Origin of the sequence: Xanthomonas campestris pv. campestris str. ATCC 33913, from assembly GCF_000007145.1 — a bacterium.
In the GTDB taxonomy this organism is placed as follows: domain Bacteria; phylum Pseudomonadota; class Gammaproteobacteria; order Xanthomonadales; family Xanthomonadaceae; genus Xanthomonas; species Xanthomonas campestris.
Window position 1 is genome coordinate 1685167 of sequence record NC_003902.1, and the last position, 24721, is coordinate 1709887.

At 58.3% G+C, this 24721-nt stretch carries 18 protein-coding genes and 2 pseudogenes; 16 read left to right on the forward strand and 4 right to left on the reverse strand.

Annotated elements, in window-relative coordinates:
• Nucleotides 1-83 precede the first annotated feature (83 nt).
• The 10 genes from XCC_RS07525 to XCC_RS07565 all read left to right on the forward strand — a co-directional run bounded on the left by XCC_RS07525 (nt 84) and on the right by XCC_RS07565 (nt 12778).
• Nucleotides 84-326, forward strand: coding sequence for a hypothetical protein (locus tag XCC_RS07525; RefSeq protein ID WP_011269914.1), 243 nt, complete (start codon nt 84-86; stop codon nt 324-326).
• Nucleotides 327-627: 301 nt separating this feature from the next.
• Nucleotides 628-798, forward strand: a complete 171-nt coding sequence (locus tag XCC_RS22075) for a hypothetical protein (protein ID WP_011036637.1) — start codon at nt 628-630, stop codon at nt 796-798.
• Nucleotides 799-1517: 719 nt separating this feature from the next.
• Complete coding sequence (locus tag XCC_RS22750) at nt 1518-1583, forward strand: hypothetical protein (protein WP_407368640.1); 66 nt, start codon at nt 1518-1520, stop codon at nt 1581-1583.
• 113 nt (nt 1584-1696) lie between these two features.
• Complete coding sequence (locus tag XCC_RS07535; RefSeq protein WP_011035386.1) at nt 1697-2911, forward strand: IS4-like element IS1481A family transposase; 1215 nt, start codon at nt 1697-1699, stop codon at nt 2909-2911.
• A 136-nt stretch (nt 2912-3047) separates the two neighbouring features.
• Complete coding sequence (locus tag XCC_RS22375; RefSeq protein ID WP_011036638.1) at nt 3048-3527, forward strand: hypothetical protein; 480 nt, start codon at nt 3048-3050, stop codon at nt 3525-3527.
• A gap of 19 nt (nt 3528-3546) precedes the next feature.
• Nucleotides 3547-5436: an anti-phage ZorAB system protein ZorA gene (zorA, locus tag XCC_RS07545; RefSeq protein ID WP_011036639.1), complete on the forward strand. Its 1890-nt coding sequence runs from the start codon at nt 3547-3549 to the stop codon at nt 5434-5436.
• A gap of 16 nt (nt 5437-5452) precedes the next feature.
• Complete coding sequence (locus XCC_RS07550; RefSeq protein WP_228442283.1) at nt 5453-6157, forward strand: OmpA family protein; 705 nt, start codon at nt 5453-5455, stop codon at nt 6155-6157.
• Nucleotides 6157-7776 (forward strand): EH signature domain-containing protein, encoded by a 1620-nt coding sequence (locus XCC_RS07555; RefSeq protein ID WP_228442282.1) that lies wholly within the window; start codon nt 6157-6159, stop codon nt 7774-7776. Before XCC_RS07550 ends, XCC_RS07555 begins: the two co-directional genes overlap by 1 nt.
• Complete coding sequence (locus tag XCC_RS22380; protein WP_228442281.1) at nt 7773-10970, forward strand: DEAD/DEAH box helicase; 3198 nt, start codon at nt 7773-7775, stop codon at nt 10968-10970. Before XCC_RS07555 ends, XCC_RS22380 begins: the two co-directional genes overlap by 4 nt.
• A gap of 440 nt (nt 10971-11410) precedes the next feature.
• Nucleotides 11411-12778: an IS5-like element IS1478 family transposase gene (locus XCC_RS07565; RefSeq protein ID WP_011035783.1), complete on the forward strand. Its 1368-nt coding sequence runs from the start codon at nt 11411-11413 to the stop codon at nt 12776-12778.
• 90 nt (nt 12779-12868) lie between these two features.
• Here the strand turns inward: XCC_RS07565 and XCC_RS07570 are convergent.
• Nucleotides 12869-14001, reverse strand: a protein-coding gene (locus tag XCC_RS07570) for an IS3-like element ISXca1 family transposase (RefSeq protein WP_087942920.1) whose coding sequence is annotated in 2 segments (ribosomal slippage) — nt 12869-13746 and nt 13746-14001 — 1134 coding nt in all. Because the reading frame shifts where the segments join, the coding sequence is not laid out codon by codon here.
• A 343-nt stretch (nt 14002-14344) separates the two neighbouring features.
• On the opposite strand from XCC_RS07570, the pseudogene XCC_RS07575 reads away from it, so the two are divergent.
• Nucleotides 14345-15063, forward strand: a pseudogene (locus XCC_RS07575) (hypothetical protein).
• Between the two features lie 70 nt (nt 15064-15133).
• Here XCC_RS07575 and XCC_RS07580 read toward each other — a convergent pair.
• Together XCC_RS07580 and XCC_RS07585 are read right to left on the reverse strand one after the other, a co-directional pair.
• Complete coding sequence (locus tag XCC_RS07580; RefSeq protein WP_011036645.1) at nt 15134-15826, reverse strand: DUF6216 family protein; 693 nt, start codon at nt 15824-15826, stop codon at nt 15134-15136.
• A pseudogene (locus XCC_RS07585) lies at nt 15816-16424 on the reverse strand (integrase); the annotation flags it as partial. The gene XCC_RS07580 and the pseudogene XCC_RS07585, both read right to left, overlap by 11 nt.
• Before the next feature lie 284 nt (nt 16425-16708).
• On the opposite strand from XCC_RS07585, the gene XCC_RS07590 reads away from it, so the two are divergent.
• The 3 genes from XCC_RS07590 (at nt 16709) to XCC_RS07600 (ending at nt 22191) form a co-directional block, all read left to right on the forward strand.
• The gene (locus XCC_RS07590; RefSeq protein WP_011036647.1) at nt 16709-17857 is read left to right on the forward strand and encodes a tyrosine-type recombinase/integrase; all 1149 of its coding nucleotides are present in this window, start codon (nt 16709-16711) and stop codon (nt 17855-17857) included.
• A gap of 201 nt (nt 17858-18058) precedes the next feature.
• A complete protein-coding gene (locus XCC_RS22755; protein ID WP_012438742.1) occupies nt 18059-18247 on the forward strand; it encodes an excisionase family DNA-binding protein in 189 nt (62 codons plus the stop codon).
• Between the two features lie 380 nt (nt 18248-18627).
• On the forward strand, nt 18628-22191 hold the full coding sequence (locus tag XCC_RS07600) for a plasmid replication protein, CyRepA1 family (protein WP_011036648.1): 3564 nt from the start codon (nt 18628-18630) through the stop codon (nt 22189-22191).
• Nucleotides 22192-22750: 559 nt separating this feature from the next.
• Here XCC_RS07600 and XCC_RS07605 read toward each other — a convergent pair.
• On the reverse strand, nt 22751-23056 hold the full coding sequence (locus XCC_RS07605) for a hypothetical protein (protein ID WP_228442188.1): 306 nt from the start codon (nt 23054-23056) through the stop codon (nt 22751-22753).
• Between the two features lie 34 nt (nt 23057-23090).
• Between XCC_RS07605 and XCC_RS07610 the strand changes: the two genes are divergently transcribed.
• Both XCC_RS07610 and XCC_RS07615 read left to right on the forward strand, forming a co-directional pair.
• Nucleotides 23091-24155, forward strand: coding sequence for a hypothetical protein (locus XCC_RS07610; RefSeq protein WP_228442190.1), 1065 nt, complete (start codon nt 23091-23093; stop codon nt 24153-24155).
• Complete coding sequence (locus XCC_RS07615; RefSeq protein WP_011269908.1) at nt 24155-24532, forward strand: hypothetical protein; 378 nt, start codon at nt 24155-24157, stop codon at nt 24530-24532. The genes XCC_RS07610 and XCC_RS07615 overlap by 1 nt, the downstream gene beginning before the upstream one ends.
• Nucleotides 24533-24721 lie beyond the last annotated feature (189 nt).

The following is a 24721-nucleotide window of genomic DNA, read 5'->3' on the forward strand; positions in this document are numbered from 1 at the left end:
TTCGCTTGCCCGGTGGCGGCACGGGGTCGCCTGCGCGCGGAGGCGGCGGTATCCTTGTGGCGAGTCATTGAGCCGAGCACGCGTTGGTCATTTTTCTTGGGCGTTACCAGTTGTCGTGCAATGCGCTGCCGCACCCTGCCCAAGGGTGGCGCGCGGACTGGCGCATCCAGCAGGTGGGTGCATCCAAGGCCGGCGATCTGGCTCGCGGCGAGCTCTCGCCCCTGTTTACCGACCACCGCAGCGCCATGTCCGCCGCCCGTGCCGCCGGCATGGTGATCCTGGAAGCCATGCACGCCGACGCCCAGCGGCAGCTCGAATACGCCTGAGCACTGGCATCGCTTCTCGCCCACGCCGCCTGAATTCCAAGGCCTTCGGCGTTCGATCTCGGGCCGACGCGATTAAAGGCCGGCTGGCGAGGCCGGGCTTGGGAGGTCATGTCGCCCGCCTTGACGGTGTCGGCGCACGGGCCAAACTGGCGGTGAAGATTCCCTTTTTGACTTGCTCTAGCAAGCTGCCTGCCGAGCGCATATTGCCTGCCGGCAGGCATGCGTGTTCTGCGAACACACTGGCACGCCACTTGCTGCTGTCTCTCTACGAGCGCTGGGGAGCGCGCCAAAGAGAGCAGGAATGGAAGAGCACACCAAACAGGCCTTCGTCATGCTGCGACAGGAAGCCACCGAATTGCTGGCCCTGTTCGACCGCCTATGCTGCGATACCGCGCCAGCGACCCCGATGCAGGGCAATGAGGTCGAGCCGGTCCGCGCGCATCCGCCACAGACCGGTGACGTCACTCTCTGACGCGCTGCGTCCACTGTCGGGCTGGGCGAGACGCATCACGGTCATGTTGTGGTGATCTGCTGTGCCGCCACTGCCACTGCCACTGCCACTGCCCGTGCCGGCGCCGGCGCTTCGCGCTACCGCCCGCTAACGAGGCGGCACTGTAAACACTCGTGAGCAAGCAGGGCGGCGCTGCACAAAGCCCAGGTACCGGGACCTTCTTGCTGACCGGCGTGACCTGCACGGCAGCACTCTCCAAACGCCCAACACCGCACATGAAAAAGGCCAGTCGTCTCTCTCGAGAACGCCTGGCCTTAGTCGGTCGTCTTAGGACCGTTGTTTGGTGGAGGTGGGGTCTACCAAAAAATAACGATAAAATACTGATATTAAAGATAATTTAATTTTCTTCTGTAGGAATGCCCCCAAATATGCCCCTGGAAAAATATAACGATGAATCGACATTTGGCTGGCTCACGCTGGTCTAAACGCTCTGAGTTGCGCAATTGGCGCCTCGCAATCCTGATCTCGCTTCCATCCAGGATGTCCGAGCGCACGACACAGGAGGATGGGAGGTTCAGGAGTCTAGCCATCTAGCCTTGTGGTCAGACATACTTCCCCAACGCTTGGGGAAGCTGCGGGATTGATCGTAGCTGGGCGTTGATAAGGGCCTAAAAGTGAAAGGACTCGTCATTGACGAACCGTGGATCTCATTGATCCTGAGTGGCCAGAAGACCTGGGAGATGCGCTCCCGCGCAACGTCCATTCGTGGTCGCATCGCGTTAATCAAAAAGGGATCCGGAACCTGAGGTTTCCCCACATTTCCTCCTGGCAAATCAATCACTTGCGACGTAATTGCCTGGAAGAAAGTGCGCGCATGGCGCAATCTTCAAGGTGACTAAGCCAGAGAAGGTTGACGACCATGCGCGCCAGCGAAGTATTGCAGAAGTGCCTGCCCAACTCACTGTCCGGGATGCATGCGTTGCGCGAACGCGCGTTGCTGCATGCGGTCGAGGCGTTGTTGCACGGACGCAGGCTGACACTGATGGACATCGCACGTTCGTGGCCGAGCGCACTGCGGGTGCGCGCGCCGCTCAAGGCAGTTGATCGCCTGTTGAGTAATCGCAATTTGCAGGTCGAGCGATCAGTGATCGACCACGAGATGGCGCACTGGCTGCTGCGCGGCGCGCAGCCGGTAATCGTCATCGACTGGAGCGATCTGAAGCCAGACAAATCGTGGTGTCTGCTGCGCGCAGCGGTGCCGGTGGGCGGCCGCACGCTTACCTTGCTGGACATGGTAGTGCCAGGAAAGCAGCAGGGATCGCCTGGTGCAGAAAGACGCTTCTTGCAACAACTGAGGGCACTGGTTCCGGACGATGTTCGCCCGATCCTGGTCACTGACGCCGGCTTCCGGACACCGTGGTTCCGCGCTGTATCGGCCATGGGCTGGTGTTGGGTTGGGCGACTGCGCGGGCGCACGCAAGTCAAGCCGCAGGACGTGCGGGATGAAGCAGATCAGTGGATCGACAGCCGGAAACTGCATGTGTTGGCGTCCAATCGTGCATGCGAGTTACCGCCGATGCAGGCCAATCGCAGCGATCCACTCGATTGCAGGTTGGTGATTTACGCCAAGGCACGGCAAGGGCGCAAACAGTGCAATCGCCGCTCACCCGCCAAAGTCTCGCGTGCGTCATCGAGTCTGAAGGCCGCAGCGCGCGAGCGCGAGCCTTGGCTCATCGTTGCATCCCCGCAGCTGCAGGCGCCCAGCGCAAAGCAGTTGGTCAATGTGTACGCACGACGGATGCAGATCGAGCTTGCATTTCGCGATCTGAAATCACATCGCTACGGCCAGGCGCTGGAAGACAGTTTGACCCGACGCGGCGAGCGACTGCAGATCCTGCTGCTGATCAATACGTTGGCTGCATTCGCCAGCTGGTTGGCGGGGCTGGGATGCGAAGCGACCGGTATCGCCCAGTGGCTGTCTCCTCGCAACAGCACACGCAAGCTTTACTCCACGCTACGCATCGGCCGAGAAGCGCTGGTCAGGCAGTGGCCGATGGAACCCGTCTCACGGTGGATAGGGCGCTTGCGCGCACTGCCTGCGGCAGTGCGCGAGCAGATGACGCTTACGGTGTAAAACGTGGGGATACCTTAGATCCGGAACCATCGTCGGCGTTGCTGATTTGGTTGACTGCATCGGCCCCTTCGACGCCACTGCCTGGCGCGCACACGCCGACAAACACTGTATTCCCATAGAGCGCGAAGAGCTGGCCATGCGCTGGAACGTCGCTTGGGCGCTTAGTAGGGCGACTCCACTGGCGCGATCGGTCAGCTACGACCATCCTTCCGGTGCTGTTACGTGGGTCAATCTCGACGATGAGGTTGTGGCCCAACTCCAGCTTGGTGCCAGCCATCTCAAGATTCCTCAGAAGCTGCCGTTAACCCTAGGAACGAACCTCCAGCCTAAGAATCTGCCGGAGCAGCGATTCACACTTGAAGATGCGGGCGCGGTGCCTATTGGCGTATTGATACCGGTCGCCAGTGATGGCACGTGGTTCTCGCCCGATTTGAAGAGAGGGCGCGGGTACACCATCTGCGCCAAGGGTGAGGAGATTGTGGTGGAGAGCTATCTAGAAGCTCTCTCGCAACTTCGCCTGATTCCTAAGCCGCGCTGGCGGAGACCAAATGCCGGTGGCAACTGGGGAATCATGACTGGGGTGAAGTGGGAAGACGCCAGTAAGTTGACAAGCTAATACAGGGGATTTAGAAGAAATGAACGTGCTTTGGATCGCGGCGACTGGCGATTGGCTACATGCTCTGATTGCGTCGATCATCGCAGTCCTTTTTCTCTGTTTTCTCTTCTTTGTCTTGTTCCGGGCGAGCGCGCTTCTGGTGTCATTGAAGCGACTCGGTAATGCTGTTCGGCTGCTGACAGGGAAATCGCCCCCCCTCGTCAAGCGGGAACTCAGCAAGCTCTTTGCCAACAGTCGCCTCCAGCCGAACTGGGCCGAGTACGAGGACACGTTGCATGAGCAGACCGCCAATCAAGGTATTGATCGAGAAATCGTAGCCGTTCGTGCAACCGTCCCCGCAGAATCGTTCTTCAATGCGGAGCTGGTGGTTGATAGCACGCTGCACACAGAGTTCTTCAAGCATCTTCCTGGGATTTTTACCGGGCTCGGAATCATCGCGACCTTCAGTGGGCTCATTGCAGGCTTACAAAGCTTCGACGTCAAGGCGGTAGAGCCGGACGCGCTGAAAGCAAGTCTCGGCGGTCTTTTCGGCCACGTTGGCAGTGCGTTTCTTCTTTCTGCGGTTGCTATTGGTCTCGCGATGATCTGCACGATCGTCGAAAAAATCCTCTATGCAGCAAACGTGCATGCGATCACGTCGATCGCGCTGGCGCTGGATGGTCTTTTCAAGTCTGGTGTCGGCGAGGAATACCTTTCCAAATTGGTGAGGTCTTCTGAAGATGGTGCTGTACAGACAAAGCAGCTCAAGGAAAGCCTGGTTGAAGATCTGAAGGCGCTTTTGACCAATTTGACCGAGCGGCAAATTGAAGCAACACATCAGCTCTCGAACGAGATTGGTGCAAGTCTGGAGACGAGCCTACAGGTGCCGCTCCAAAAGATTGCCGACACGGTGCAGCTCGCAAGCCAGGATCAGTCTGCTTCGGCGGGCAAGATGATCGAGAACTTGATGGACACCTTCATGGCCCAGATGCGCGACACGATGGGTTCTCAGATGGGAGATCTGAGCGGCATGATGCAGCAAAGTGCCGCATCAATCATGCGCGTCGAAGAGAGTCTCCGCAGACTTGTAGACGATATGCAGAGCGCCACTCACGCGTCTTCTGAGGGCATCCAGCGCGCAATGGCGGAGCTCCTGTCGTCGCTCGCATCACATGAGCGCCAGCAATCAGAGACGCTGGGCGGCGCTCAGGTCCAGATGCTGACCCATGTTCAGAGCGCAGTAGAGAGGATGGCATCTGCTCAGGCCGCTGGCGCGAACCAAGTCGGCGAGGCTGCTGCGGATGCAACGCGTCGAATTGTTGAAGCTTCCGCTGAGGTGCAGAAGGCGGGCGAAGAGTCTTCTCGCCGAGCAGCAGAGCTTACAGAAAGCATTCACGACGTGACGCTTGAGTCCATTCGTAAACTTGAGAGCGGCGCTGCCCAGGTCGCATCGATGATGGCGGCGTTGAACGAAGTGGTCGATCGATTGGCGAGAACCAGTGGGTCGCTGGCCGGCCTGCATGAGCAATCTGGACAGCTAGGTTCGAGGTTGGATCAGAGTTCGACCAGCCTCCGGACCAGTACTGACACGCTAGCTATTGCCTCTCAAGCACTGTCTCAAGCCAGCGTCCGTGTCGAAGGTGTTTCCAGCTTGATGACGACCGAGGCGAGTGCGCGCGAGGCAACGCTAAAAGATATCCAGCTGGCGCTGAGTAAGGGTCAGGAAGCTGCGCGCGAGTTTGGCGAATATTCGGACATGCTCACCGTCAAGCTTGGTGATGCGATGGAGCAATTCGGCTCTAAGACCGGCGCTGTGCTGAACCATCTCATGACTGATTTTGATAAGGAGCTCGGGAACGCGGTACTCATGCTGCGCGATATCGTTGAACGTATGTCCCTAATCGCCGCATCGGACGAGCGTAGGGGATAAGCATATGTTTGGGAGCATGGCCCGGGGTCGGCGCCGGAATAAAGATGATGGAGAGAAGCCATTCTGGATCAGCTATGCAGATTTGATGACGGCGATGATGGTGTTGTTTCTGAGTGCCATGGCGGTCACGATCGCTGCTGTAACGAGAGTAGTGGAGGGGCCTGCGGAGATCAGAGCACGGGAGATTCAATCGGTCTGTGAGCAATTAGGTCGAGATCTATCGGGCGTATCCGAAATTCAGATCAACTGCGCCGATCAACGCATTTCCTTCCCAACCGTCGGGACGTTTGGTTTTAATAGCTATCGGTTGCCGGCAGAGGCTGACGGTGCGCTCGCACAGTTAGTTCCCGCTGTTCTAAATGCTGCTGACGGAGAGCTGGGAAAGAAATGGTTGAAACAGGTCGTCGTGGAGGGATATACCGACACCAAGGGCGGCTATCTCTACAACCTTCATCTAAGTCTGCAGCGGTCCGAATGGGTGCTTTGCCTCTTGATGGACCCATCAAAGAACAAGAGTCTCGCTCTGAGTGATGAGCAGCTGTCTCGAGTGCGAAAGTTGTTCCTGGCTGGCGGCGTGTCTTTCAATAACCAGAGAACGACGGCTGATGAGAGTCGCCGAGTCGAGTTGAGAATTCAGTTTTACGGCGTTGATGAGCCTCATTCAGCGCATTTGGACACTGGATCAGATTTCATGGCAGGCGCGGATAGGTGCCAGCTCTGATGTTCAGACAAGTTCTCCAGCGAATGGTGGCGCCGGTGCAGGAATTGCAGGTGAGGCCGGTTCCGCTGAAGCGTCTCAGAGAAGCGGTCAGTGTCATGCGCGAGGAGCTGGGAGCTGCGCCGACAGGCTTTGATTCACCTCAATTGTTTAAAAAATCGCTGGGTAGACTGCTCAACGAAGGCGCGAATGCTTTGAGTGCGCGGGATGACATGATCCTTGCGTCTCAATTTGTTGCGAGCTCGGAACTTCTCTGTGGACAGTCAATCGCTGCCAGGCAAGATCTTAGCGTTCCACTCATCCAGCGGTGGCGAAAGGGGATTGGAGATTCTTTACTTGGTCCGTTGCTCTGGCGCACTGTCTTCGTCGGATATTTCCTTCTAGGTGAAAGTGCAGAGAGGGAGGTCTACAGAGATTTCCTTCAGAAGACGTTGCCGAAGTTGAAGGCCCAGAAGGTTCCGCCCGGATGGCTGCCAACAGTTGAAGAGCATAAGGAGGTATTCGGCCTAAAGCCCCTCGCGCGCTATGTGACTGAGTGGGCGGCCGGCGATGAGCGTGGATTGGATGCGCTGTCGGATCATGTGGAAATACCCGGTAGCAGTTGGTTCTGGGCCGAATTCGTGGGCAACGCGCTCGCGAAGTTGGAAGGCATGAACGACATTGAGTTCGAGCGGAGTTCCCTGCGATATCTGAGCCTTTTATATCGATTTCCTAGTCAGCAGGACGCTGTCCTTGCCGCGTTGGTCGAACGTGCAGCCGGGTCACCGGACAACTTGCTGAATCAGAAGATTCTGGAGTGTGTGGTCGACGCTTGGGGTAATCCACAGCTTGAGCTAAGCGACCGGTCTCATCGTTGGTCACAGGTGTCGGACGACGCGAGGCAATGGATATGTCGTTGCTTGGCCGAAGAAGACTTGACTGACTTCTTTGAGTTGATCAAAAGTTCTTCCAAGGCACTAAGCGCCATGGATAAGCGGCGATTCGAGTATTGGAAGCGATTCACCGGGCGAATGCAGTTCACTAAGCTTGTTTTAGGGCCATCGTTTAGGTCAACGACGAATGCCGACATAGGCCGCTTCATTAAGAAACGAAGAGGGCGCCTGGGATGGTTGGCCAGCTCAACATCAATGAACATCGCCATGTTGATGAAGCTTGGGGAACATTGGTTTGTCGAGTTCGCGGAGACGGGTAATGCATGCTATGGCTATCAACAAATAACGCTGCCGTTCAAGGTTGGCGATAAGACTTTATCGCTTCATCAGCTTAAAGATCAGCGAATAGCAACATACAGGCTTCCACACAGCGGGCCATGGGAGTCTGAGTTTGACCGAACACTAGCTCGCGTCGGCATCTGGCCCAACGGAGTGCAACAGGGTGGGCGATCGCCGGCAAAGAGAGCGACCAACGCGCCGTCTGCCATAGCTGACGTTGATCAGCTTCTTCCTTCGTTGCCGGCACACCTTGCGCGGGAGCTTTCATTGGCACGCAAGGCGATTGTCGATAACCGTAATAAAGGCGGCAGCTACTGGATTGAGCTTGGCTCTAAACCTTCCAGCGAGCTGATTGAGGCAATGAATGTGGCTGGATTCAGATTTGCAGCAAGCCGAGGGTTCTATCGATGAAGCTTCGCTTCTGGAAAGGAGAAAGCCCCGAGACCATTCCCATGGATGCTCCTGAGTTCTCTGCTGAATCAAGCGGTTGGAAAGGAACGGCACAAGAGAAGAGCACTCATCCGGGCGCGATCTATCTCTTGCAGCTTGCCGACGAGAGATTTGCGCTTAAAGATGGAGCTGGGTACCTGATCCCATGGGAGAAGCTTTATTCGCTTCTTTCCGATAGCGACCACGTATCAAGCTTGCATCTGCTGAAGTTGCCGCAGACCTCTAGGCTACGCCCCGCGATTCGGTCGCACGGGACACCAACCGACACAAATTTTCGAGTCACGCTGGAAGCGTGGATCGCGGAAAGTGGCGAGGAGCTTCTGGCTGAACGTCTTGGCGCGGTGTTGACCATGCCTGGGCAGGATCTGTTGCTGCCGCAGTCAGCTTTTACGCTCCTAGAGGCAATGGCTGAGCTCGCACAGTGCGGTGAAGACTGGGATGCGGACCGCCGTATGTTGCAAATGGGCAAGGTCCAAGAGGCCGCCAGGTGGGCCGGGGCGACGATGGATCGCTATTTGGAGCACTCACCGGTCGTTGTCGCTAACAAGCTTGAGATCAATTTGAAGCAGCACGAAGCTGCCGAAGCCCAGATCGTAGAGGTTGAGCCACGCCCTATTGGCGCGCCGGAGGGCTGGCTTTCACAATTTGATCGCTATCAATCGGTCCGTGGTCGTTATGACGTTACGGATGCCGAAGGCGGCATGAGTCACGTTGTGCTTTCAAGTCAGGTGCGCGAGGTTGGTCAACAGATCAAATCGATGCCAGGGCGGCGCTTGGCTGGCAAGCAAGCCGACGCGTTTATGCATAACCCATATGCCGTCCTTGGCGAAGCTGCAGCGCAGGTCATCTCTCCGGAGCGTTTCGCTGAAGCAAAACGTACGGCCGGCATCGATGAGTGGGAACTTGAGCTCCAGCCTGCGGACGTTGACGGTAGTTGGGATGCAGTGCTGGTTGATTCGGTCGGCAAGAGTGAGAGCGTGTTCGTCGGAAGTTTTCATGCTTCCGAATTCGATTCGCTGCTGGAAGAGGCAAGTGGATCTGAGGGACTTGGTGTTGCCCGATGGAAGAAGCATCGGGTTTTGCTCTCTGGTCTGACACTTGAAAGCCTCGCACGTCTCCGGCAGGCCCACTTCAAGGAGGCGGTTGGCAGCGTGATCGGTGTCGAGACGCTTTTTGACCTGGCTCACTACAGCGATCGCGTCGTGGGTTTCGATGGAAAGCCCATCATCGTGCCAAAAGTCCAAGGCAGTTCGCCCGCTGAAGACTGGATTAAGGGTGCCGGAGAGTTCGTTGCGGTAGATCCTGCTACAGGAACTGCAACGGAAGGGCGCCTTAGCACCAATGATGTTCAGGAGTTCGGCGAGCGTGTTGATTTAGCCGAGCGTGAGGGCCACATCAATGTTGCAGTCCCCGGGATTGAAAAGGAAATTCCAACGCCCGAAGCACGGGCATGGATGAAGGAGCTCACTAAGCCAGCTGGCGAAAAGCGAATTGAGAGCCTAAAGAATCCCGCGCCCGCGGAAAAGCTGTCGCTCAGAATCCTCCACAACATTGAGGAGCTTGAGTACCCAAGCGAGGAAACTGAGCAGGCGCGAGTGAAGGACGTCTATGAAGCGCCTGCTGCGCTTCGTCCGGAAGTTGCACTGAAAGATCACCAGGTCGAAGGCGTCGCTTGGATGCAAGGGCGTATGCGACAGCGAGGTGACGGTGTGCGAGGTGTGTTGCTCGCCGACGATATGGGCCTCGGCAAGACGCTGCAGGCGCTGACGCTGATGGCTTGGTATCGGCAGACTGCGCCGGCGCCGAAGCCGTGCCTGATCGTGGCCCCCGTATCCCTACTGGAAAATTGGAAAGCGGAGATCGCCAAATTTCTTGACGGGAGGCAGGGCGCAACACTCACACTCTACGGCGAGCACTTGGCCCTTCACAGGCTGAGCGCACGTGAGATCGGGCCTGAACTTAGAGAATTGGGCGTCAAGAAAGCTCTTAATCCTGGCTTTGCGCATGGCGCAGCGTTCGTGTTGACGACATACGAGACCTTGCGCGATTACCAGCTGTCCATGGCGCGGGAGAAGTGGGGTGTACTCGTTTGCGACGAAGCCCAGAAGATTAAGACACCATCTGCCATGGTGACTCGATCTGCCAAGGCGATGCAGGCTGATTTCAAAATAGCTTGTACGGGTACGCCAGTGGAGAACTCACTTGCGGATCTCTGGTGTCTCTTCGATTTCTTCCAGCCAGGTTTGCTCGACTCCCTGACTAAGTTCACCAAGGTGTTCAGGCAACAGATTGAGCTCAGGTCTGAGGGGCACGAGCAAAAGGTCGAGGTATTGCGCGAGCAAATTTCGCCCTGGGTCCTTCGGCGGATGAAGGCTGAAGTTGCAGATCTCAAGCCGAAAACTGAATTGCCCTGCGAGCTCGCGATGTCAGCCAAACAGCGCGGTCTTTATGCCGCGGCTGCCAGACGATTCCGCGAAACAGTTGACTCTGGCGAGGGTGGCGATACTGCTGCTTTAAGCCTGCTCCATCAACTCAGGCAGATTTGCGCCAATCCTCTTGCTGCCGCGGATGATCGGTCCGAATTTCTGTCGCTAGACGAACATCTACGTCATTCACCAAAGTTGGCATGGCTGATCGAAAAGCTACAAGAGATTCAGGCCACAGGCGAAAAGGTCATTGTCTTCACGGAATTCCGCGACATCCAGCGGCTGATCCAGCGCGCCATTGCCAGCCGGTTGAGCTATCAAGCTTCCATCGTCAATGGGAGCACGAGCGTGGAAGCCGGGGCAGATGACTCGCGCCAGATAATTATTGACGCTTTCCAGGCCAAGCCGGATTTTGGAGTGATCGTGCTCTCCACAACCGCCGTGGGCTTTGGCGTGAACATCCAGGCCGCAAATCATGTCATCCATTTCACCCGTCCCTGGAACCCGGCTAAGGAAGACCAAGCGACAGATCGCGCTTACCGAATTGGGCAGGAAAAGGAGGTTTTCGTTTATTACCCAACCGTGTTGGGGGATGGCTTTGAGAGTTTTGAAGAACGTGTTGCCAAGCGGCTTGCGACGAAGCGTAAGTTATCGAACGATATGTTGGCCCCGGAGCAGGGGCTTACTCTGGAAGAGTTCTCGGATTTGTCTCTCGGCTTTTCCGAGTAAGAGATTGATTGGATAAATGAGGTTTTTAATGGTTGCCCTTGTAAAGCTCGGTGATGCGGCGCTTACTGCAATCGGGAGCATCCTTCCCGCAGGAAAAATTTTCCTCAATTCGTCTAGTAATAGTTTGAAAGGCGTAGAAAAGTGGGCGCCCGCCGACAGTTTTTGCTTAATGCTTGCGGCATTGTCCTTCTCGGTCGACGGTAAAGCTTCGAAGGAGGAGCAGGATTACCTTGAAAAAAGTATGCAACTGCCCCAGAGGAGGTTAGGGCGAAGGTGGTAGAAGTGCTGTCCCGGCCTGATACTTTGGTCGCCCTGCGTAATTAGTCGCCCCTGAAAAACCCCCAATCACCCAACGCCCGCAAGGCCTTGATGTCTGCAGTGGCGTGCCAGAACTACCAGTTTTCGCTACGCTGAAGGCTGGTTTCTGGCAATTTCCACTCATGCATACACGCCGTCCTGCTGCCGAGCACATGCCTGCCGAGGAGTTGTTTCGTTCGCGCCTGGAGAACCAGATCGATCTGCGGCATCCGCTGGCGCAGCTGAGCCAACGGATGCCGTGGACGGCGTTGGAGCAAGCACTTTCATCGCGCTTGCCGGCCACCCAGGCTGGTGGCGGTCGGCCGGCATTGCCGGTGCGGCTGATCGCCGGTTTGCTCTACCTCAAACACGCCTACGACCTGTCCGATGAGGCGGTGTGCGAGCGTTGGCTGGAAAATCCGTATTGGCAGTTTTTCACTGGCGAGGTCGTGTTCCAGACGCGCTTGCCGTGCGATGCCAGCTCGCTGACGCGCTGGCGTCAGCGGCTTGACGAAGCGGGGATGGAAGAGTTGCTGGCACACACCATCAACGCTGCACATGCCATGCAGGCGGTGGACGCACGCGAGTTGTCGCGGGTGATCGTGGACACCACGGTGCAGGAAAAGGCGATTGCCTATCCGACCGATAGTCGGTTGCTGGAGGTGGCACGCAAGAAACTGGTGCTGCTGGCCAAGCGTTACGGCATCGGGTTGCGGCAGAGCTACGCACGGCAAGGTCCGGCCCTGAGCCGCAAGGCGGGCCGCTATGCGCATGCACGCCAGTTCAAGCGCATGCAGCGCGTGCTGCGACGTCAACGCACGGTCTTGGGGCGGGTGTTGCGCGATATCGCGCGCAAGCTGGACCAGGTGGAACCCGGCGTGCGCGAGCGCATCGCGGTCTGGCTGGAACGTGCGCAACGGCTGTACACGCAGCGTCCGAAGGACAAACAAAAACTGTACGCATTGCATGCCCCGGAAGTGGAATGCATCGGTAAGGGCAAGGCGCGTCAAGCGTACGAATTCGGCGTCAAGGTCGGCATTGCGGTCACCGCCTGCAAGGGATTGGTCGTGGGTGCGCGTAGCTTCCCGGGCAACCCGTACGACGGCGACACCTTGGCCGAGCAGCTGGAGCAGACACGCGGGTTGCTGCAGGATCTGAGCGTAGAACCGACGGTGGCGATCGTGGACCTGGGCTATCGCGGGCGCGAGGTCGATGGCGTGCAGGTGCTCCATCGTGGCAAGGCCAAGACGCTGACGCGACGGCAATGGCGCTGGATCAAACGACGGCAGGCGGTGGAACCGGTGATCGGACATCTGAAAGACGACTGCAGGTTGCGTCGCTGCAGGCTGAAAGGTGCACAAGGCGATGCGCTGCACGTACTCGGCTGCGCCGCCGGCTACAACCTGCGCTGGCTGCTGCGCTGGATCGCGTTTTTGCGTGCCTGGATGCGGGCGATGGGATGGCCATCCTTTAGCGCCGTGCCGCTGTCGCCGATGACACTTGGTGCTTGAAGGGGGTTTTTCAGGGGCGACTAATTATTACAGCGCCTTAGACGAATCGGGAAAGAGACATTGACCTGCCCCCACCGGCCATACCAGTGATTACTGATAAAGCCCGGGGTTGAAGGGTACTGCGTTGTTGCCGGTTTGTGCTCGGTGGTTGGAGGCAAACTGCGCTGGCGGGATGCGACCACAGCTGCTGTGCGGACGTACCTCGTTGAAGTCACGCCGCCAATCGGCGATGACCTCGCGAGCCTGGATCAGCGACGTGAACCAGTGTTCGTTGAGACATTCGTCGCGGAACTTGCCGTTGAAGCTCTCGATGTAGCCGTTCTGCATGGGTTTGCCGGGTTCGATCAGGATGTGTTCGATGCCACGCTGCTGTGCCCAAGTGATGAAGGCGCGGCTGGTGAACTCCGGGCCGTTGTCCGTGCGCACCGCGCGGGGATAGCCGCGGAAGCAGGCGATCTGCTCCAGCACACGCACCACGTAAGCCCCGCTGATACCATGGTCCACCGCGATGTCCACGCATTCATGGGTGAAGTCGTCGGCGACGGTCAGGCATTTGATGCGGCGGCCACTGGCCAACTGATCAAAGACGAAGTCCATGCTGATTACCTCGTTGGGATGCCGCGCTGGCCGTAACGGCTGCCGCTGTGCCGCCGGGAACTTGGCCTTCTTGCGCCGGCGCACGCTCAGCTTCGCCTCGCGGTACAGACGGTAGATCTTCTTATGGTTCACCTGCGGAAACTCCGGGCGCAGCAGGTCGTGCAGGCGGCGATAGCCGAAGCGGCGACGCGCCTGCGCCAGTTCCACCAGTCTGGCCGACAGGGTTTGCGTCGCCGGCGTGGGTGTCGGCGCGTGGCGGAAAGCATCGCGGGAGATCCCCGCAAGGCGACAAGCCCGGCGCTCGCTGATCGACGTCAGCTCGCACATGCGCCGGATTGCCTCGCGCTTGCGTTGCGGGGCTAGCGTTTTACCCCGAACCCGACCTTCAGCGCCTCGATGTCCAGGTGCGCCTCGGCCAGCAACCGCTTGAGGCGGTTGTTCTCCTGCTCCAGCTCCTTCAGGCGCTTCGCGTCTTCGGCCTCCATGCCGCCGTACTTGGCCCGCCACTGGTAGAAGCTGGCCGGGCTGAAACCGTGCTGGCGGCACAGCTCAGCCACCGCCATCCCGGCATCCGCCTGCTTGATGAATCCGATGATCTGCTCGGTGGTGAAACGACTCTTCTTCATGTCCGTCCTCGTGGTTGACGGACTTTACAGCTTCACGTGGTACGGCTCAGCGGGGGCAGGTCATCCCAGGCCAGTTGACCGTTCCGGAATATTATTGCTTCGAAATCATGAAGGCGCTCGACATCGAGGCCGATGATCAGATGAACTTTGTTCAATTTTTTATCGATTGGTCTAAGCGTTATGCGGTTAATCTCGAAAGATATGTCCCGGGAGAGGTTCTCAGCTCTGGAAGTCTAGATAACTCAATTGGCGTCAAATGGAAGGTCACGTCAGCGGATGCTTCTTGTTCGAGATGGTGGACCAACTTCCAGCAGAATCAGTGCAGTCTATAATGGATGGAACTATGAAAGCCAAAGTAATCTTGTCCATGGCGCTGCTTTCCTGCGCGCTTGCTGCCTGTGGAAAAGCCGACAAGCCAGCGGAAAACAGCGACTCACCAGCTTCCCAGACTGGGACTTCTTCGCCTGCAAAAGCTGATCACAGCGCAGCTGTGAATGGAGCGCAGCAGACGGCGAAGCTGCAACAGCCTAGCGGCGTGCAAGATGCCAAGCAGTATTTGTGTCAGGGCGGCGGAAGTGCTTGCAAGGCAAGTGGCCCTTTGGTTGCTAACTCAGATGCCGAGGCAAAGTGGCTTTTGTCTAATGGCTATCCGACTGAGGCCGAACTTGCACGATTGGACAAACTGACGTTGGATCAGTTGAAGGCAGAATCGCAGGCGGGCAATAAGGCCGCAACTGTCATTTATGGAAAGAAGACGGCAACGAGTGGCCACTTCCAGGAGGGGCTTGGCATTTTAAGGAATGCGGCATCTGCTGGAAACTTATACTCGTATTATGGATTGTCGGATATCTATGCCAGCGAGACTAAGGATAAAAATCTGATCTGATCGATAGTGCCGCATATCTGCGTTTGGCGTATCTGTTGGGAGACGGCAAAGCATCTACTGACATTGCTCTTCGAGGGTTGAGTAGCGTTGAGAGCGTTGCTGCCGATGAGCGTGCAGCTTCGCTTTACAAAACATTCTCTAAATATCAGCGTTCGTCTCCGAGACCTGTTGAGTAGAATTTAGCGGAAATATAAAAATGAGGAGGCAAAGCCCTCCTCATTTTTTTGGGAAGTGTGAATCGCGTTGCTACTCACTTGTGCTGAGCTGACGCTCGTCAAGAATGGCTTTGAGCATGTTGGCTGAGAGCAGCTCTCTGAACAATGTATAGAATTGCCAGGCACACCACAGTGCGAAGACAAAACCCAATAGTGATGCAGCTCTCTGCTTAGGCACCTCTTTTGCCAAATGCGATTTTAGAGCGGGATCCTGCCAAACTTGGCAGAGAATTTTAAGGTCTCGTGGGTCGAATGTAGGTGGGATGACTTGTTTGTTGGCGGTGTTGCACTGTTCAACTGTCAAAGTGTCGCTTCTAACGGAGAAAAGCGTTTGGGTTCTTGCCTCAGTTTCAGAGGCAAAGATACTAGTGTGTGTTTCTTTCAAAGTCACTAACAAACTGTCGTTGGCGGCGATTGCACCAAGTATTGCGGCGAGAACAATAAGCACTGCAACAGCGATGAAGGGTAAAATCAGCCACCACTTAGAATGAACCCGCTTCGGGTGGATAACATGATTTTTGAGGTCAAAAGCCCATCCTGCATGTCCAATGAGTTTGAGCGGAATATTGTGTAAGTCCGAAAATCCAATAAGCGCTTTTGCATCTTTTAGCGTTTGGACGCCGATCTGGTGTGCCATTCGAAACGCAGCCAAAGCAGAATGGTCTGCCAAATTCTTGCGAATGACTGTGTCTTCAATATCGTCTTTGCTGAGCCAGTCCTGCAAACTCTGCCTTTTTGCTCGCGTTGCTAGGATAGTGCTCGATGGCTTCCAAGAAGCTCCGCACATCATCGGCTTTATAATTTTCCACAGGCTTGTCACCGACCAACGCAACGAACAAGCCCAAGCTGTATTCGGTGTCGAAGATGTTGGTCGCACTTCGACCGACTCGTTTCATCTCGCGAATATGGATGGCTGCGCGTTCAGAAAATAACGGCCCAGCTTTCTTCGCCACTTCGGTGGAAGAGGGCAGCGGCAGATTTTTCAGCGCTTCGAGCAGCCGAGCATGATCCTCAGGTCCGTTGACAGAGAGCTCCACGCCACCCACCTTGATGGTGTAGGGCCGAGCTTCGTTTCCTTGCAATGCGGCCAAAGCCTGGCTCAGCAAATCGTCCTTCATGCTGCTTGCCCCCCGCCGCATCCGATCGAATGCTTCCGAGAGTGCCACAGCAGTTCGTGCTACGGCCAGACGGGCAGCATCACCAAGGGTCAAGCGAACTGGACGGACAAGGTAGCGCGAGCCAATGAGGGCTTGCAGGTCGGTCGGGACGAAGAAGCGCACATAGAGCCCAGCAGGGCGGCGCAGAAAATAAGGCTTCGGCACGGGGTTTGATACCTCGTTTGATACCTAACGCAGGCTCAAACTGAACATCAAACCCCGGGCCTAGCCTTCGCGAAATCAAGCACTTACTGCTCTTTTTCGCGATCAGATGGTGGAGGTGGGCGGAATCGAACCGCCGTCCGAAGGCGCTAAATAGCGTTCGCTATCGTCCGTCGCTGTACTTTAAGCCACTGATTCTAAAGAAATACTATTCGCTGCCGTCCACTGGTGTTCGTCACGGTGTATCCGTACCATATCCGTACGGACCAGGTGAGCGATTAAAGCTGATGGCTAGATACGATATCGACAAGGCAACAGTTCGCGCGCGCCTTGATCCACGGCGTGAACCCTATTGGGGGGCGCCAGTGGAGCGCGGCCTATATGTTGGGTTTCGTCGCCTTGCTCAAGGTGGCAGCTGGGTGGCCCGCTACCACAAGGAAGACCGAACCCACGCCTATAAATCGCTGGGGCCAGTCACTGCGGAGAACGACCACGAGAATGCAAAGCGTGAGGCTAGGATATGGCGCAAAACAATTGACGCCGGTGTTCAGGCAGATCGCCTTCTGACGGTCGCCGACGTGTGCCGTGATTACACCGCAGCCATAGAGGCCGAGGGCCGAACGCGCGCAGCAATCGACGCACGTAAGAGGTTTGACAGAATTGTCTATGTCGATCCAATTGGAAAACTGCGCGCCGACAAGCTGACGCAGCGGCACTTAGAAGCCTGGATGACGCGAATGGAGGCGGGCGAAATGACTGGGCGCAAAAAGGCGCTGCCATCGCGCGCGACGTTCAATCGAAACCTCACTGCACTGAAGGCGGCTCTAAATCGATCCGTGGCGCGCAGAGAGATTCCGCAAGAGCGCGTAATAGAGTGGCAGTCGATAAAACCACATAAGGGGGCTAGTGGTAGGCGAGATACGTATCTCGACAAGGCGCAGCGGCGTGCGCTGCTGGATGCCATGGGGACAGACCTTCGTGCTCTAGCCGAGTGTGTCGCACTGACCGGCTGCCGCCCTGGTGATCCTGTTGCCATGAGGCGCAAGGATTGGGATTCGAAAAACGGACTCGCCACGTTCGCCACAAAAACGGGTGCAAGGACGGTGCCCGTTTCACCGGCTGCGCGAGCGCTATTCGATAGATTAGCGACGGACAAGCAAGGGGATGCCTGGATGTTCACAAATGAAGGTGAGCATTGGACACCGCAGGCGTGGGCGCCAAAGGTAAAAGCGGCGGCGGCGGCGGCAGGTCTCCCGACTGGCGTTGTCTTATATGTGCTTAGACACGCCTGGATAACGGACGCGATCATTGGAGGTCTGGACGCTGTAACCGTCGCGCGCCTAACAGGAACTTCACTCGAAATGATTTCGCAGCACTATGGGCACCTGGCGCAACACGCTGCGAGGGAAATGCTTGGGAAGATCGATTTTTTATAAAATTCGTTGCCGGCAATAGAACGAAGTGGATTTATAAGCGGGATGATCGGGATTTCGACATCACGGAAAGTAAGGATTTATCCCAAACGTGAACACTTCAACACTTCTCGCGAGTAATTCTTTGGTGTTCAATACGCTTGTCCGCACGGTTGCGGACGGGTGGAGCCATAAGCGGCCCACCATAGACAAACCAGGTGGGAAATGTCCGAAAAAATCTGTTTGAATGTCCGCGAAGCTTGCGCCGCGTTAAGTATCGGCAGAAGCACTTTTTATCAGTTGGCGGGTTCCGGTCGCCTGAGTCTAATTAAGCTCGGGAAGAAGACCCTTGTTGCTCGCACGGAGCTTGATCGATTCGTGGCGGCGTGCGCTCAGGAGAGCCGCGCCCAGTGAGCACCCAAAAAAAACGCCACGGGGCCAGCCGTGGCGCTCTGATCAAACCGAACCGCAAAGTTCACATGCAGCATGGCAACTGCAGCGCATTTTTTTCAGGCTCAGAATTTCCGCCAGAAGTTTGGCGGGCGTCAGCTGCCTATAGCCTCTCCCAAGCCTCGCGCGCGCGCGACGTACAGCAGCTTAAGTATTACTTACGACATTGGGTCATCCGGCAAGCCTTCGCCATGCGCGGCGTCCATTCCAACTGGCCGGACTACGCCTGGGCTGTATTTGATTCAGCGGTTACCGCAAGCGGCCTACGTGTGCGATTTCGGCGCAGTGACGTCCGGACGGTTTGCCATACGGCTGATCGCATCGCGCGCGGTGAAGGCTGACCGATGCTCCGCTTTGCTGACTTTGTCTCGGCGCGCTGGCCGACGCCGGAAGACGCTCTTTTTGAATTCTTCGCCGACGCTCAGGCTGCGGCGCTGGAAGTCGGAGCGCAGCTGACCGAACTGCCGGACCTGGACGGCGTTAGGCGCTACCTGCCCAGCCAGTCCGGCAAGCGCGATAAGCGGCAGTTCCACGTCGCCAGCGTCACCACCGACCCCGATGGCACTTCCTGGCCGGCGATTACGTTCAAGTCGTTTAAACATGGCGGCGCTTCGCATTATTGGAAGCCACGTGACCTGGCCTGGAATATTTTCCTGCGCGACGGTCGTGAAGACATTGGCGCAGATACCGCACGTGTGGCCGCCTACGCCGAGCGTGCGCGGCTGGCGAAGGAGCAGGAGCAGGCGCGAGCCGTAGAGCGGGACGCTACTGACCAGCTTGGCCGCGTCGCCGCTGCCGATGCGGCGCGTATTGCCTGGGACGCGGCTTCGCTTGACTGCGGTGCGCATGCCTATCTGTTGCGCAAAGGCGTCGCGGCATACGGGCTGCGCGTCGCGACCACGACCATGCGCGCACGGTTGTGGGACGCCGAGCGGGCGCGGTGGATCGATGATGCGATTGTCGTGCGCGTTGGCGATCTGTTGGTGCCTGTGCGCCTGCCGGACGGGCAGCTGGTCAATGTCCAACGCATTGACGCAACTGGCCGAAAGCTATTTCTTCGCGGCGGTCAGAAACGCGCAACGCATTTCCGAATCCAAGGCACCGGCCCTGCGTGGCTGTGCGAAGGCTACGCCACCGGCGCCAGCGTGCACGCGGCGACGGGTGCTCCCGTTGTCGTTGCATTCGATGCCGGCAACCTGATTCACTGCGCCAGTCTGGCCGACGCAGTTGCAGCTGATAATGACGCCAGCGGCACCGGCCAGCGTGCCGCAGAGACGACTGGCCTGCCGTGGGCATGCCCCGCTGCCGTGGGCGACGATTTCAACGACCTACACCAACGCCAGGGCATCGACGCCGTACGCGCTGCCCTGATGAACCTGCGCCAGCCGCCACTGCCCGAAGCGCCCGCATACGTTCGGCCGTTCGAGCTACCTGCGGCGGATGTCCCGCCGGGCCGTGCCGACGCCCTGCGCGTCCTTGGGCGCATCCCTGACGCTGCCGATGCTGCGGCCTTCGCGTGGGCATTGGCTAAACGCCTGTCGATGGGCATCCCGGCGCGCGGTGAGAGCATCGAATCAATTTCAAAGACGCTGCGCGACGCGCTCCCCAGTTCGATCCTGGCCGGCGCCACCATCGACGCAATCGCTGGCGGTATCCGCTGGATTATCGACCGGCGCCGAGCCGGTGCGCTGGCGGCCGTGCGGCCGTCTGCTGCCATCCTGGCGCGCCACACCGTCGAGCGGCGCGACAGCCTGCCGATGCTGGGCGGGGCTGACTACAGCGGCGTGATCGTGCTGCGCGCGCCTATGGGTAGCGGAAAGACGCAGAAAATCGGCCTGCCCTTTGCTTCATGGGCCAGCCAGCAGGATGGGCGCTTCGTTGCCTTGGCACACCGACAGTCACTGATCGCGGAACTATCGGCGCGGCTGGGGTGTGCCCACTACCAACGAATCGATGGTGAGGACGCAGTGCACGTTGACGCACTTGCGGCGTGTCTACCGTCTATCGTCAAGGCCGATCATGCGCAAATCTACCGCGAAGCGCGGTGGGTGTTCATCGACGAAATCAGCCAGGTCGTGCGCAGTCTGGCCGCGCGCGTTACGGTGGCTGACCGCAAGCAAATGTCGGACGTGCTCGCCGCGCTGCGCGAACTTGTGTCACGGGCTGACTGTGTGATCGTGGCTGATGCAGGGATCGATGATCGAACCATCGAATTCATTGAATCCTGCCGCCCCGGCGAGCGCTTCCGCGTGATCGATGCCGACATTGCGCCATCGCAGGCGCAGGAAGCGGAATTCGGTTTCGGGCCGGAAGCGCTACACCACGCTTACGGCGACATGCTCGCCGAACTAGCTGACGGTCGCCGGCTGTGGGCTGCGTGCGGTGAGAAGTCCCGTGCGATTGAATGCGCGCGACTCCTGGAGACAGGAGGCCGGCGCGTGTTGCTGGTTACTTCTGATAACTCTGGTAACAGGGAACAGGCAGAATTTCTGGCCGCGCCGGATCGCATGAGTCGCCTTTACGATGCTGTTGTGGCCTCACCGGTGATTTCCTCGGGGGTCTCGATCGAACACCGCGAATTCGGACCGTGGTTCAACCGCGTGTTCATGCTTGCGTCCGGCGCTACAGTGACACCAGCGGACGCATTACAGATGGCACGTCGGGTGCGGTATGCGCCATCCCTTTCGGTGGTGGTCACAGCTTCGAATCGCTCAGAAATCGATTCCGCCGATGCAATACTGTCCGGCCTGTCTGAGGCCGCGTCCCTGGAAGGTCGCGCACCGACGCCGACCGACCTGGATGGACTTGTGGCCGACATCGAAGCAGGAGACGCCCGGCAGCGTGCCGACTTCGCGGGCGGGCTGTGGTGGCTGCTGGAGGCCGCTGGATGGGACGTGAAGCCGATGCTGGTCGGCGATAGCGCGGTGTCCGCCGAGTCGATGAAACTGCTGCGCGCCGACATCGACCGCGAACAGCGCGACTCACTGCTGGCTGCGCGTGACTTGACCGACTTCGAAGCGCGAAGACTGCGTGAGCGGCCGGCGTTGAGCGAGGCTGACCAGGCGGCGCTGCTGCGTCATCGGATCGTGCGCGACCTGGGGTTGCAGGAAGCGCTGTGCGACGCCGACCTAGACGATTGGGATGCAGGGCGCGGGCCGCGTGCATGGGACAGGTGGACGGCTGCTATCGCAGGCACCGCTGACGCCGCAACTGATGGCGGGGTGACCGATCTTCACCGGCTGCGGTTCGGCCGTGCTCGGGTGCTGGCGTATCGGGAACTATTTGATGGGTTCAAGTTGGCGCCGGGATTCCGCATCACTTCGGAAGTTTCGGCGGTGCTGCTGGGCCGCATGTACGGGCGGCGGCAGTTGTTGGCGGTGCTGGGGCTGGTGCCGGCCAAATGGGCTGGGGATCGGTTTGGCCTTCCGGCCGGTAACGCAGCCACTCGGGCGGTTACCGATCTGTTCGAGCGCATGGGTCTGAAACTGATCCGAGCGCGCAACAACCGAAAGGCCAAAATGGGTGCCAAAAGTGGCATAGAAACCTTAGGTTGTTACATGGGTTTTGGCACCCATCGGGGCATCGTCGATGTCATGACCTGGTACGTCGTCGATTCCGATTCATGGTCCCGAACGGCCGAGCTTGCTGCACGCCGGAATTCCCGACGCGTGCTGGATGCGGTCCCGCGCGAGTCTTCTGACGACCGCTACTGGCACGCCGTGCGGCGCGACATCATGGCGCGGGCAATGCCCGCCGATGAGGCCGCTCGCCTGATCCTGGCAAAGTGCCGAGCGCAACAGGACGGGGGCAACCAGCGGGACAGCAGCGGGCGTACATACGGGGCAAGAGTCGCGGTGACTTGGCTGCGATGGGTCTATGCGCCTGAGTGGCAGCGATGCGCGGCCTGAGCTAGATTCAAAGAACTGGCTTAAGTCTCAGGCCGCAATGGAGTCTTAGAAATGGATTCTTCCGCATTTACGGTAAAGATTGTTCCGGATATTGCAGCAGGACAGCTTTTTTATATGGCTGGTGGCTGGTGGCTCAAAGCGGTAACAGCAGGGGGCGCGCCAGTGCATGGTGCGATGTGTGTCGTCGGTCCCCGCCAGGGCAGCTGGTTCAGTGCCCGCAGGACATGGCCCCGCCACTGAAGCGCGGCGATAGGGCATCGATCCTGGCGAACCACGTGCAGGCAGCGGAGACATACCAGGCGTGCCGTGGTCCGCATAACGCGCTGGTGCAGACGGTGTGCCGGCAGCAGGGTGTGACCATCAACGGTGGGCCAGCCTCGTCGCTCCCTGAATGTAGGGATGCACTGAATGTTAAGAAGTAGTTAAGAAAGCGTTACGATTTAGTTAATCTGAATGAGATGTTAAGGCAGCGTGAAGGCAAACGTTAACAAATCGTTAAGATTTTTAAGGTACTCCTGAAGGGGGTGCGGCAGGGCGGGTCACCTGACACCCCGACAAATCAAATCTGCGTGGCTTTCCAAAACCGGTTTTCTGCTTCTACCCATTCCGTTTCGAAATAGCTAAAAACACTTGGATTTAAGCGTGGAATACGTGACGCATTACACCGCCCGGTGTAAAAGCGAATAAAACGCGCGAGGACCACCACCGCCACACCGCCCACCTGTTGGGCCACCGCAGGCCATGCCGCGAAGCCAATCGGTCCGATTTGCGCAACAGCACCGCCGATGCCGCCATTCGATGCTCTGCCAAGCGCATTTAGCTGAACGCTGCGAACCATCCGGTGCACATGTTCAAGCACGCTCATTCACCGGACATCACGGCGGCCAACGCGTGCGTGAATGCGGAAATTCCGGACATGGAACGTCTGTTTCCGGTGTCTGAAGATAGTCGTCAACGCAGCGGCATTTCGCCGTTTCGATCTGATGAGAACCGCAAAACAACATATGCCAAATCTTGACCTCTCCGCACTTATCGAAGAAGCGCGCAACGCTGCAGGTGTAAACACCAGAACACCGGCTGGTTTCGATGCCCCCACGAGAATCACGCCAGAAACCCTACAGCGCTTCGGTCAGCTGGCGCTAGACCAGCCTGTATCGAATTTGGCTTCATTTTTCGACGCGAACGGTCGCCTGCGCCGTGTCCCACCTTCGCGCGAGGCAGTCACGTACGCTGACGTGAAGCCGCTGGAAATCGCACGTGCCACCTCGCGCTGCGCCGCTGCTGGCGCACATCTCCTCCTCCGCGAAGATGCTATCGCGGCGAGGGCGCACAACGGCATTCCGGTATTCCAGCGCGAGGTGTCCGGCTTCAGTCTCGTCGAGCCGGCCCGCCTGGTTCCATCGGCAGATGGCGCAGCGATCCCGGCCACTGTTGGCATGCCGATCAAAACGGCATCCGTTGACTGGTCCGACCAGGACACCGCGCAGATTCACGCAATCCGGTTTGAGATTTCACGGGCGCAACTGCGCAAGTATCGCGACGAAGGCAACCTGACGGCCATCATCACCGCCAGCATTCTCGCCGGTGTGGGTCAGATGGCCGACGCGGTTCTGCTGCGCGCACTGGCTGCTGCGAACCTGGCGAACTTCACCATCGGCGCAGCCGCAGCGGCCGGCTTGAGCCACACCGCCCTGCGCGGCCTGGTGGGCACCGCCGGTGCCGGCGCCACCATCGCGGATGACGGCGGGCTGCGGGCGGCGCGTGTGCTGGCCGAACTGACCGACGCCACCGAATCGACGTTCGTCGGTGCGTGGGCCAACGCAGCCGTGCTGCTTGACCGCAGCGTTAGCGTAGTTGCCGAGCGAGCTGGATCGGTGATGGATGGCGGCATGGTATTGACCGTGCTGGGCAGCGCGGTGGCTCTGGTTCCTGACCAAAGTAAATTCTGGAAGGTGGCCGCCTAATGGCCGCCTTCGTTTCGCACGCCAAGGGCAATGCCTCAGTCCTGCTGGGCGCGTTACAGGCTGTGCAGGACGGCTCGGCCTATCGCCTTTCCGACGATGAAAAGCAGCAGCGCGTGGCGGTGCAAGTGGCTCGCCTTGGCTCCTTGATTCTGCGGTACGACAGACAGGAAGAAGCGATTTCGCGCATTCGCCGTGCCTGGCCCGAGTTAAACGCCGAAGAGGCCAGCCGCGTACTGGCTGAACTCTTCGCTGTCATGCGCGAGACGCTCAGCCAGCCTGAGCGCGATGTCGCATCACGCAGGGAGCAGGCTGCGCGCCAGTCAAGCAACTGGGTTCACAGCTGGACCCGGCGCGATCACGACGGGGGTATCCGATGATTACGGATATCGCCATCGCCGCCCTGATGATCGCGCAGCAGCCTGGGATTTTTCCAGCGTACGTGCGAGCGAGGTTTGCCGGCGCGGCGCCAATGCCTGCGCAAGAGATTGCGCCAACGCCAACGCCAACGCCAACGCCGAAGCAGGCACGCCGCCAGTCCGCTGCGCAGACCAAGCGAAAAATGCAAA